Genomic DNA, 11,535 nt, shown 5'->3' with positions numbered 1-11,535 from the left:
CCTGGTGTGTCTGCTCGTGGTGGCCTGGGTCTGCGGGGGGCGCGCGGGCGGGGGTTTCGGCTACCCTCCGTTCCCCCCCCGGCCCGGCGGGGGGGGGGGCGCCGCCCCCCCACGACGCATCGTGAGGACATGCGCGAGCTGTCGGCACCCGCGAAGGTCCTGGTGGCCGCGGCCACCGCCCTCCTGACGATCCCGCTGCTGTGCTCGGCGGCGGGCTCCGACACCGCCTTCGACGATCCGGTACCGCCCATGGCAGGCGCCGCCGCGTTCGGGGTGCCGCTGGCGGGGCGGCCCGGCGCGGTCGCGAAGGTCGTCGTCATCGGGATCGACGGCCTGCTCTACGACAAGGCCGACCGCGTCCAGGCTCCGCGCCTGCGTCACCTCGCCGCCCAGGGCCTGCTCTCGCGCGGCCACATCGACGGCCACATCACCATCTCCGGGCCCTCCTGGGCGAGCGTGCTGACCGGGGTATGGGACACCGCGCACGGCATCACCGACAACACCTTCGACGCCGGTCCGTTCCTCGCTCATCCCAGCGTCTTCACCCGGATCGAACGCGCCGACCCCGCCCGGCACACGGTGTCCATCGGCACCTGGCACCAGATCGCGACCATCGCCGCCAGCGGTGAACGGCGCGCCGACCTGGCCCTCACCACCGCGCCCGATCCCCGCGACACCGACGAGTCGCGCACCGACGCCGCCACCGCGAGCGAGGTCGCCGCCGCCATCGCGCGCACCGGGCCCGATCTGGTGTTCACCCACCTCGACCAGATCGACCTCGCCGGACACCGGCACGGCGCGGCCTCGCGCGCCTATCTCGCCGCGATCCGCCGCACCGACGCGCTGGTCGGGCAGATCGTCGCGGCCGTCGACCGGCGCGCCGCCGCCCACCCGGACGAACAGTGGACCGTGCTCGTCACCACCGACCACGGCCACCTGCCCACCGGCGGACACGGTGGCCAGCAGCCCGACGAGACCGCGAACTTCGTCATCGCCCGCGGCGCCGACTTCACCCCCGGCACGACGACCGGCACGCACTCCCTCGTCGACATCACCCCGACCGTGCTCGATCTGCTGGGCGTGGCGCCCGGCGCGCTCGACGGTCACAGCCTGCGCACCGGTCCGGCACCGGCCGACGAACGCTGACGATCCGCAGGTCGGCGGCCGATTTCGGGCCGCGTCCCTACCGTCTCACGCTTGTGACCGCGGGGAATCGAACACCAGGTCGGTGCGGGGACTAAAGTTGGTGGTCCGGGCGGTTGCAGCACTCGGCCGACGTGGTCCGAATGCAGCGTGAGAGGCGGTGGCATGACTCGACAACTCGGCGAGGCGAAGGTTGGGCAGGATTCCACCGGAGCCCCGCGGACCAACGGCACCCCGGCGACCCCCGAGCCACCCAAGCAATCCCCGACCGCGTCGGTGCCGAGTTCGGCGTCGCGGCGTGTGCGTGCCCGCCTCGCCCGCCGGATGACCGGTCAGCGCGGCATCGCGGCGGTCAAGCCGGTGCTCGAACCGCTTGCCACCGTGCACCGCGAGCTGTACCCGAAGGCGAATCTGGCGCTGCTGCAGCGCGCCTTCGACGTCGCCGACGAGCGCCACGCCAAGCAGTTCCGCAAGTCCGGCGACCCCTACATCACGCACCCGCTGGCCGTGGCCAACATCCTCGCCGAACTCGGCATGGACACGACCACGCTGGTCGCCGCGCTGCTGCACGACACCGTCGAGGACACCGGCTACTCGCTCGACCAGCTCAAGGAGGAGTTCGGGCAGGAGGTCGCCCACCTCGTCGACGGCGTCACCAAGCTCGACAAGGTCAACCTGGGCGCGGCCGCCGAGGCCGAGACGATCCGCAAGATGATCATCGCCATGGCCCGCGACCCGCGCGTGCTGGTGATCAAGGTCGCCGACCGGCTGCACAACATGCGCACCATGCGCTTCCTGCCGCCGGAGAAGCAGGCCAAGAAGGCCAAGGAGACCCTCGAGGTGATCGCGCCGCTGGCGCACCGCCTCGGCATGGCCACCGTCAAATGGGAGCTCGAGGACCTCGCCTTCGCGATCCTGCATCCCAAGAAGTACGACGAGATCGTGCGCCTGGTCGCCGACCGCGCGCCCTCGCGCGACACCTACCTGGCGAAGGTGCGCGCCGAGATCGTCAACACGCTGGCCGCGTCGCGGATCAACGCCGTGGTCGAGGGCAGGCCCAAGCACTACTGGTCGATCTATCAGAAGATGATCGTCAAGGGCAAGGACTTCGACGACATCCACGACCTGGTCGGCATGCGCATCCTGTGCGAGGAGGTCCGCGACTGCTACGCCGCCGTCGGTGTGGTGCACTCGCTGTGGCAGCCCATGGCGGGCCGGTTCAAGGACTACATCGCGCAGCCGCGCTACGGCGTCTACCAGTCGCTGCACACCACCGTCGTCGGCCCCGACGGCAAGCCGCTCGAGGTGCAGATCCGCACCCACGACATGCACCGCACCGCCGAGTTCGGCATCGCCGCGCACTGGCGCTACAAGGAGACCAAGGGCAAGCACTCCGGTGACGCCGCCGAGGTCGACGACATGGCCTGGATGCGGCAGCTGCTCGACTGGCAGCGGGAAGCCGCCGACCCCGCCGAGTTCCTGGAATCGCTGCGCTTCGATCTCAAGTCGCCGGAGATCTTCGTGTTCACGCCCAAGGGCGATGTGATCACGCTGCCGCAGAAGTCCACCCCGGTCGACTTCGCCTACGCGGTGCACACCGAGGTCGGGCACAAGTGCATCGGCGCCAGGGTCAACGGACGCCTCGTCGCGCTCGAACGTCAGCTGGAGAACGGCGAGGTCGTGGAGGTGTTCACCTCCAAGGCGCAGAACGCCGGACCGAGCCGGGACTGGCAGAACTTCGTGGTCTCGCCACGCGCGAAGGCCAAGATTCGCCAGTGGTTTGCCAAGGAGCGGCGCGAGGAGGCGCTCGAGAGTGGCAAGGAGCAGATCTCCAAGGAGGTGCGCCGGGTCGGGCTGCCGCTGCAGCGGCTGATGAGCGTCGACGCCATGACCGCGGTCGCGCACGAACTGCACTACTCCGACATCTCCGCGCTCTACACCGCGGTCGGCGAACACCAGGTCTCCGCCCATCACGTGGTGCAGCGGCTGATGGCCCAGCTCGGCGGCATCGGTGACGTCGAGAACGAACTGGCCGAGCGGTCGACCCCGTCCACCACGCCGGCCAGGCAGCGGGTCACCGGCGACGCGGGCGTGCTCATTCCCGGTGCGCCGGGAACCGTGGCCAAGCTGGCCAAATGCTGCACGCCGGTGCCGGGCGACGAGATCATGGGTTTCGTCACCCGCGGCGGCGCGGTGAGCGTGCACCGCACCGACTGCACCAACGCCGGGTCGCTGCAGTCGCAGTCGGAACGGATCATCGAGGTGGAGTGGGCGCCCTCGCCGTCCTCGGTGTTCCTCGTCGCCATCCAGATCGAGGCGCTCGACCGCACGCGGTTGCTGTCCGATGTCACCAAGGTGCTCGCCGACGAGAAGGTCAACATCCTCTCGGCCTCGGTGGCCACCCACGGCGACCGCGTCGCGATCAGCAAGTTCACCTTCGAGATGGGTGATCCCAAGCATCTGGGGCACCTGCTCAACGTCGTGCGCAATGTCGAAGGCGTGTACGACGTCTACCGGGTCACCTCCGCGGCCTGATCCACGTCACCGGCCCGGGCACGCGCGAGTGTGCCCGGGCCGCTTCATGTCCCGCGCGACCTCGCTTCGCCAGGAAGTTGCTGGCTCTCGGCGGGTTTGCTGGGGCAGTGAAAGGGCCAGTTAGGGCAGCGGTTCGATAGGCCGGAATCTGTTACGGTTTAGTGCGTTTCAACGCTCCACTGGTCAGCCTGAAATGGACTGTGATGCGGATCGATATGGCTCGGTGCACGGCACGGCTCGCGGGGACGATGATCGCGTCCGCCGTCGCCTTGGCGTCCGTATCGACAGGTGTGGCGCACGCGGACGAGGAGTCGACCGACGCGCCGTCCACGCATGTATCCATCTCGGCGTGTCCCGCACTGTACGCCTTGGGGATCCAGGGCACGGGCGAATCGTCGCCGGACGCGGCGACGAGCACCGATACCGGCATGCTGTCCACGGTGTTCCGGCCGATGCTGGCCGCGGCGGCCGAGCCGGGCCTGGTCGACCGCGCCTACGTGCCCTACGAGGCGGGTTTCGGCGGTGCCGTCCCCGGTGGCGTGGTGCCCTACAGCGAATCCGTCGCCGGTGGGCTCGAGCGCCTGCGGTCGATGGCCACCCAGGTGATCCAGCGCTGCCCCCAATCGCGGATCGGTGTGGTCGGCTATTCGCAAGGCGCCCACGTGGCCTCGCTGTTCGCCCAGGAGGTCGGCGCGAATCAGGGCGCGGTGCCCGCCGACAAGGTCGCCGCGGTCGCGCTGTTCGCCGACCCGACGCGTGGCGCGAACGCCCCGCTGTTCCCCGGCGCGCCCGACCGCACCGCGCCCATCGCGGCACCTGGCACCTCCGGTGCCGCCCTCGACGACATCGCCGCGGTTCGCCAGGCGCCCGCCCCGGGCGGTGGGCTCGGCAACCAGACCGAGCAGCCCGCCGATTTCGGCACGCTCACCGGCCGTGTCGCGAGCTTCTGCGCCACAGGCGATCTCGCGTGCGACGCGCCGCAGGGCGCGCCGCTGCTGCGCGCGGTGACCAACCTGGTGAGTCAGGTGAAACTCTCCGGCGGCGATCCCATCGGCTCGCTGGCCTCGATCGCCCAGGCGCTGGCCTTCACCTCGATCAAAACGGCGACGACCGTGGTGAACGAGGACATCTCCGGCAGCACGCTCGCCGATGTGTCGCTCTCGCCGGCCAAGTCGATCTCCGAGCGCCTCGCCGATGCCGCCGACCCGCGCAGCACGCTCGACGTCAACAGCGCGCTGCGGGCGCTGCTGAAGGTCGGCATGATCGGGCTCAACGCGGTGCGCACGGTGGTCAAGAGCGTGCTCAATCCGGCGAGTATCGCCGAATTGGCCACGGCCACACTGTCGAATCCGCTGGTCGGACTCACGCTGCTCGGCAGCAAGCTGGCGGGCGCCGTCCCGCAACTGGTGCCGCCGACCACCGGCGTGCGGCTGGTCAACGAGGCGTTCACGGCCGTCACCCAGAACATCACCGACAACCAGGAACTCCTGGACGTCTCCACCTGGGTTCGCTACTGGGACACCACCCAGCGCCACGACGCGTACTCCCGCATGGGAGTCGGCGCCGACGGCGCGACGCCGACCAGGTACGTGGCCGACTGGTTCGCCGCCCTGGCCCGCGACGCGGCGGGCACCTCGGGTAGCGGCGCGGTGCCGCTCGGGGGCTCGGACCAGCGCGGTCGCGGAATCTTCACCTCGCCGACCGGCGCGTCTACGACGCCCGAACCCTCCGGTGGGGGACAATTTCCGTTCGGGACAGGAGCCGATGGCGCCTCATCCGGCGGCGCGACGACTCCGCCTGCCGCGTTACCCGGAACCACCGCTCCCACCACCCGCCCGTTCTCTGTGAACTGATCACCGAGAGGTCTGACATGCGAATCCTTGTGCCCGGCGTCGCGGAAAGGGGGAAATGTTGAAGTCGTACAACGAACTGTCGCGCTGGTATTCGGCGCTCGAACCCGAGACCGACGCAGCCGACCCTGCGCGCCAGGCCACGGCCGAGCAGACGGTGGGCGAGGACGACGGTCCCGACCGATATTCGCAGCGCCCAGAGCGCGCCCCGTCCGCCGAACCGGCCGCCGAGCTCTCCGAGCCCGCGCCGGTGATCGCGGCGGGCGATCCGCCGGACCAGAAGATCGCCCTGGATCCCCGCGCCTTCGCCGACGCCGAGCCGGCCCACCCGGCTCCGGCGGCGTACCCGAGCGCGCCCGAACCCGAACCGGTGCCGGCGCCCCCCGCCGAACTGGCCGCGCGGCGCAGCGAATTCACCGGTGGCTGGTCCGACTGGGTCGCCGAACCGGCGCCGGGTCCCGACGACGACTACGACGCGGAACTGGTCCAGTTCCCCTGGCCAGACGCCGCCGACGACGACTACGACGAGGCCAGGGTGCTCGAACCCTCGGGCGCGCTGCGCGACAACCGCAGCGCCAATCGCGCCTGGATCGTGCTCGCGGTGTCGGTGCTGGTGCTCGTCCTCGCCGCCACCGGCGTGTTCTTCCTGCTGTTCGGCCGCGACACGGCCAAGCACGCCGCGCCCCTGCACTTCACCGCGGGCAACCTGACGGCCGACACCCCGGGCGCGTGCCCCACCGAACGCACCGAGACGGTGCTGCGCAGCAACGAGGCCGGCGGCACCGCCTCCGGCCCCGACGCCGTGCTCGCTTTCCAGCACGCCTACTACGTGGCTCGCTCCGGTGAGCTGGCCAGGTCGGTCGTCACGTCCGACGCCGCGGTCTCGCCCGCCGCCGTGATCCAGCGCGGCATCGATTCCATCCCGATGGGGACCACCCACTGCGTGCGGATCACCACGGTCGCCGAGAACCGGTACACCGTGGAGGTGACCGAGTTCCGGCCCGCCGGGGCGCCGGCCACGTACACCAAGCAGTCGGTGCGGACCGCGCGGGTCGGCGATCGCACGCTCATCACGGGCATCGCGGCAGGGTAAGGAGCAGAGGCGATGACAGACGACTGGAGCCGATGGCTCGACGACGCCCCCGAGGGGGAGCGGTGGGGCGAGGCGGCGGGTGATCCGGCGCCGGTCGTGCGGCTGCGGCGCAAGAACCGGGAGCGGGCGGGCGGTGGGCACCGGCCCATCCTGGTCGTCGGCGGCTGCGGTGGCGCCGGGACCACCACCACGGCGCTCGGGCTGGCGGCCGAGCTGGTCACCGAGGGCGCGGCGACGGTGGCGGTCGACGCCACCGCGGCGGGCAGCGATCTCGCGCTGCGCGGGGCCGACAAGCACCTGCACCCGGTGAACCTGCAGTCCTGGGTCTACGGCCGCGGCGACGACGAACCGGCGCCGCTCGAGGAGTGCCTGTCGCGCTCGACCTCCGGGTTCGGACTGCTCTGGCGCGACGCCACACCGTTGCGCAGGCGCGCGACATATCTCACTGTCGCCAGGGCTTTGGACGCCGGGGGGTACACCGCGGTCTACGACGGGGGCAACCCGATTGCCGGACGGCAACTGCGTCCCCTGCTCGACGACGCCGATATCGCGCTGGTGCTGGCGATTCCGGCCAGGGTCGACGCGGCCAACCGCCTGCGGGTGACGCTGGAATGGCTCGACGACCACTACGGTGACGACGGCGCCGGAGTCGTCGCCGACACCACCATCGTTGTCTCGCACCAGTATTCGCACGACGACTCCCGCGTTGCCGAGCATTTGCGCGAACATCTGTCGGGCTGGGTCCGCGAGGTCGTGGAGATTCCCTACGATCCCCATCTGGCCCGCGGTGAGCTGGTTCGGCACGCCGAGCTGGCCGAGACCACGCGTGCGGCATATGGGCGGTTGCTCGCCGGGGTGGCATCATGACGGCCGCTATGAATCTTCGTCGTCGTCGTGAACCGGCGCCCGCCGGTATCGGGGTCGTCGCGCCGCCGGAATCGTTGCGCGCGCCGATCTGGGAACGTCCGGTGCCCGGGGTGGGCCGGGCGCCGCTGGTGTGGCTGCTCGGGGTGCACGGCGGCTCCGGCGCCACCACCCTCGCGCATGTGCTCGCCCCCGCCGCGGACGCCCGTGGCCGCTGGCCCGGCGTGTTCGAGCGCGAATCCCCCTATGTCGTCCTGGTCGCGCGCGAGACCATCTCCGGTCTCACCCGCGCGCACGATCTGCTGCGCCAGCACCATGCCGGGCTCGCCGGCCCGTCGCTGGTGCTCGGCCTGATCACGGTCGCGGCGCGGCCGGGACGGGTGCCGCCGGAGATCCGGCGGTACCGGGACGTGGTCGGCTCGCTGGCCGGGCACGTCTGGCAGGTGCCGTGGATCGAGGAATGGACCCTGGTGGAGTCGGAGGCGCTGCCGGTGTGGTCACCGGGCGACGAGATCGCGCCGCGCAAACGCCGGGTCGATCCGCTCGACGAGGTGCCCGCCGAGATCGGCGAGCTCGGCACCGATCTGGTCGCCGCGATTCGTGCGACCATCGATACGTCCGCGCCGGGGGAGGGTCGATCATGACCGCCGGGCGCTCGGGCCGCCGGTGGTGTACAAACGTGTGTCGGCGTCGAAGTGTTTGTGGCACAACACCTTTACAGTGGGAGAAAGGCACCCGATGAGCATGATCCTCCTCGCCGTGCAGGACACGTACGGCACGGTCCTGGCCCAGGTGGGTAATCCGACACCGGAAGCTCCTCCCGGCTCGGAGAAGATCCTGCAGCTGGTGCGGTACCTCACCTGGTTCGTGCTGCTGTCGGGCATCTGCGGCATCACCTACGCGGGCGGCAAGTTCGCCTGGGAGCGCTGGACCGGTGGCGGCCTCGAGTCGCCGAAGATGGTCGCGGGCGCCATGATCGGCGGTGTGGTAGCGACCAGCGCGGGCACCATCATGAACGCGGTCATCGGTACGTGATCACCGTGCTCGCCTACAAGCAGATCCCGGCCGATGTGCTGGCGCCGATGATGCAGCTGCTCAACTGGTTGCTCTGGTTCGTCCTGCTGTCGTGTCTGGCCTGGATGATCCTGTCGGCAGGCCGGTTGTGGATCGCGTTCCGTTCCGACCTGGCCGTCAACGACGCCTCGCACGGTGTGCTGATGAGCCTGATCGGCGCCGCGGTGGCCAGTACCGCGTCCGGCATCGCGCTGGCGTTCCTGCCGGCGTGAGGAGTGCTGCCATGACGCGCCCGGTCGCGGTCGGTATCGCGCTGTTGGCCGCGGCGGTGGGCTGCGGCCGGGGCGGCGAGACCGGCCCCGACCTGTCCGCCGCGCCGACCGGGGTGCGCTGGCAGGACTACCAGGGCATCCCGCTGCCGCGCACCGATCAGGGACCGGCCGCCGAGACCGGCGGCGCCGCGACGGGTTTCGAGCATTCCCCGCGCGGGGCCGGACTCGCCGCGCTGACCCACACCATCCGGTTGTCGGTGGCGCCCGACACCCAGTGGGCGGCGGTGGTGAACCAGGAACTGGTGCCGGGACCGGCGCGGGACGAGTGGGCGATCAACCGGGTGCAGCTGTCCATCACCGGGCCCGCCGCACCCGAGTACGCGCCGAGATTGTTGGGTTACAAAATCACGGAATATCGTGACGAACAGTCCAGGGTAGAGGTGTACACGGAGTATTCGGACCGCTCGCGGGCGGTCAACCACACCACGGTCAGCTGGTACGGCGGGGACTGGCGACTGCGGTTACCCGATCCCCGGTCCACCGAACGACCCGTCGACGCCATCGACGAACTACCCACCGACATCGTGACATTGGAGGCACCGAGGTGAGCGAGAAGGAGCCGGGCGCGCGCGACCGCGCTTCCTTCGGCATGATCGCCTCGGGCGCCCTGCTCGCCCTGATCCTGGTCGTCGGCGCGGTCGTGTACTTCACCAGTGGCGGTGACGCGGCCACCGACGACGCCCCGCCGCCCGCGCAGGCCGCGGGCGGAACGGGTTTCGCCGATCCGGAGATCGACGTGCTCGGCCGCCGGGTCGACATCCCGAACAACCCGGCCGGCCAGCCGCTCGAACAGGTGCCGGGAACCCAGCGCACGCCGGTGGATTCGGACTGGCTGACCGCCGCGCCGGTCGGGACCAACCGACCGCACGGCTGGCAGCGGGTCTACGGTGCCTCGGTGCCGTTCTCCACCTCCGACGGGCCGACCCGGATCCAGAACGGCATGGCGGTCGGCTACGCGCGGACCCCGCAGGGCGCCGCGCTGGCCGCCGCCCAGATCACCTACCGCCTCAACGCGCGGCCCGCCGACCGCGCGCTGTACGTCACGCAGGTGCGGGCCAGCACCGCGCAACTGGCGGCCTACGATTCGGCGCTGTCGAGCGACCGGCTGCCGGAACAACAACCGGAGAAGGTGACCCGCTACTTCGTGGCTTCCGACGCGTTCAAGATCGATGACTACGCCGACGACATGGCGATCGTGCGACTCGCCTCCCGCGGCCCGGTGATCGACGGTAAGCAGTTGTACGCCGCCATGCGGATGATCGTGGTGTGGGACGACGGGGACTGGCGGCTCAAGCCGTCGACCACGACCAACACCCAGACCGAATACGTGGAATCGCTGGCGGGGTGGACGAAATGGTGAGCATCGGTGTACAGCACAGCCCGGATCGATTCCCTGCGGACCATCGAGGGGTGCCAACAATGCTGAGGCGGATCGTCACTATCTTCGCGGTGATCTTCACCGTGATGCTCGCGACGCCGACCGTGGCCTACGGCCAGCAGTACGGCTTCGACGAAGCGTGCAACGAACTGCACGACACGCTCGACAGTGTCGCGATTCCCGGTGTCTCCCTCGGTGACGCGGCCTCGGCGGTGTGCAAGGCGGGCAACGCCGCCACGCATCCCGGCGACGCGGCGACCGCGGTGAAGGACAAGGCCTGGGACTCCACCTTCGGCAAGGTGGTCGACTCGCTGATGAAGGGCCTCGGCGAGGCGCTGATCCTGGCGCTGACCTTCTGGATGAAGGTGCCCAACGAGGCGGTGAGCGATTCGGGCGCCCTGTTCACCAAGATCAACGACTACACGTATCAGATCCAGATGCTGTTGTTGATCGCCTCGGTGATCATCACCGGCGGCAGATTGGCCGAAGCCAGACGCGGGGCGGCCGTCAGCGAGGCCGCCGAATCGTTCCGCCTGTTCGCCCGCGTCGTGTTCAGCTCGTGGATGCTCGGGGCGGTGATCGTCGCGGGCACGCGTGCCTCGGACAAGTTCTCCGAGTGGATCATCCAGGACGCCACCGGCGGCAATGCCAAGAACATGGCCGAGCTGATGGTGAAAACCAGTAAGTTGCAGGCCTTCTCACCGGGCCTGGTGCTGATCATCGCGATCGTCGGTCTGCTCGGCGCGCTCGCCCAGATCGTGCTCGCCATCGTGCGGCAGGGTCTGCTCGTGGTGGCCGCGGGCGTGCTGCCGCTGGCCGCGGCCGCGTCGGCGACGGGGACAGGCAAGCAGTCCTATCAGAAGCTGATCGGCTGGATCATCGCGTTCATGCTGTTCAAACCCGTCGCGGCGATCGTGTACATGATCGCGTTCACCACCGCGGGCCACGTCGACGAGACCACCACCTCCGGTGGCCTGCCCGAGGGCGAACAGGCGCAGCGGATGCTGGTGGCGCTGGTGCTGCTGTGCAGCGTGGCCTTCGTACTGCCCGCGCTGATGCGGCTGGTCGCGCCCGCCGTCGCCACGGTCGGCACCGGTGGTTCCGGTCTGATGGTGGCCGGTGGCACCGCGGTCGGCGCGATGGCGCTCGGCGCGATCGGCACCAAGGCGGTGGCCTCGCGGCCCGCCGCGGCACCCGGTTCGGCGGGCTATTTCGGCAGCGCGGCGGGCGGTACCCGCCCGGGCGGCGCGGGCGGCACGGGAGGTGGACGGTCCCCGCGCGGACCGGCGCCCACACCGCCGCCACGCGGTGGCGGCGGCGCGGGGG

11 protein-coding genes are annotated in these 11,535 nt (G+C 70.5%); all 11 read left to right on the top strand.

From position 1 onward, the window contains the following. The first annotated feature begins 129 nt into the window (after positions 1–129). The gene (locus tag QH270_RS27135) at positions 130–1,146 is read left to right on the top strand and encodes an alkaline phosphatase family protein (RefSeq protein WP_280346885.1); all 1,017 of its coding nucleotides are present in this window, start codon (positions 130–132) and stop codon (positions 1,144–1,146) included. A gap of 162 nt (positions 1,147–1,308) precedes the next feature. Further along, on the top strand, positions 1,309–3,678 hold the full coding sequence (locus tag QH270_RS27130; protein WP_280346884.1) for a RelA/SpoT family protein: 2,370 nt from the start codon (positions 1,309–1,311) through the stop codon (positions 3,676–3,678). Positions 3,679–3,881: 203 nt separating this feature from the next. Beyond that, on the top strand, positions 3,882–5,531 hold the full coding sequence (locus QH270_RS27125) for a cutinase family protein (protein ID WP_280346883.1): 1,650 nt from the start codon (positions 3,882–3,884) through the stop codon (positions 5,529–5,531). A 55-nt stretch (positions 5,532–5,586) separates the two neighbouring features. Next, entirely contained in the window at positions 5,587–6,621 is a 1,035-nt protein-coding gene (locus tag QH270_RS27120; RefSeq protein WP_280346882.1) for a hypothetical protein, read from the top strand. Between the two features lie 12 nt (positions 6,622–6,633). Continuing rightward, a complete protein-coding gene (locus tag QH270_RS27115) occupies positions 6,634–7,488 on the top strand; it encodes a MinD/ParA family ATP-binding protein (protein WP_280346881.1) in 855 nt (284 codons plus the stop codon). Continuing rightward, complete coding sequence (locus tag QH270_RS27110) at positions 7,485–8,129, top strand: hypothetical protein (protein WP_280346880.1); 645 nt, start codon at positions 7,485–7,487, stop codon at positions 8,127–8,129. The genes QH270_RS27115 and QH270_RS27110 overlap by 4 nt, the downstream gene beginning before the upstream one ends. A gap of 94 nt (positions 8,130–8,223) precedes the next feature. Further along, a complete protein-coding gene (locus QH270_RS27105; RefSeq protein ID WP_022566424.1) occupies positions 8,224–8,520 on the top strand; it encodes a hypothetical protein in 297 nt (98 codons plus the stop codon). After that, the gene (locus QH270_RS27100) at positions 8,517–8,771 is read left to right on the top strand and encodes a hypothetical protein (protein WP_110035603.1); all 255 of its coding nucleotides are present in this window, start codon (positions 8,517–8,519) and stop codon (positions 8,769–8,771) included. Before QH270_RS27105 ends, QH270_RS27100 begins: the two co-directional genes overlap by 4 nt. Before the next feature lie 11 nt (positions 8,772–8,782). Next, positions 8,783–9,379, top strand: coding sequence for a hypothetical protein (locus tag QH270_RS27095; protein WP_280346879.1), 597 nt, complete (start codon positions 8,783–8,785; stop codon positions 9,377–9,379). Then, on the top strand, positions 9,376–10,191 hold the full coding sequence (locus QH270_RS27090) for a hypothetical protein (protein WP_232999638.1): 816 nt from the start codon (positions 9,376–9,378) through the stop codon (positions 10,189–10,191). The genes QH270_RS27095 and QH270_RS27090 overlap by 4 nt, the downstream gene beginning before the upstream one ends. Positions 10,192–10,250: 59 nt before the next feature. Continuing rightward, positions 10,251–11,535: hypothetical protein (locus tag QH270_RS27085; RefSeq protein WP_280346886.1), on the top strand; the 1,285-nt coding region annotated here is incomplete at its 3' end.

The organism is Nocardia neocaledoniensis, from assembly GCF_029868625.1.
Classification (GTDB): domain Bacteria; phylum Actinomycetota; class Actinomycetes; order Mycobacteriales; family Mycobacteriaceae; genus Nocardia; species Nocardia neocaledoniensis_A.
The sequence above is the reverse complement of the archived record's forward strand: the minus strand, read 5'-3'. Positions and strand labels throughout refer to the sequence as shown.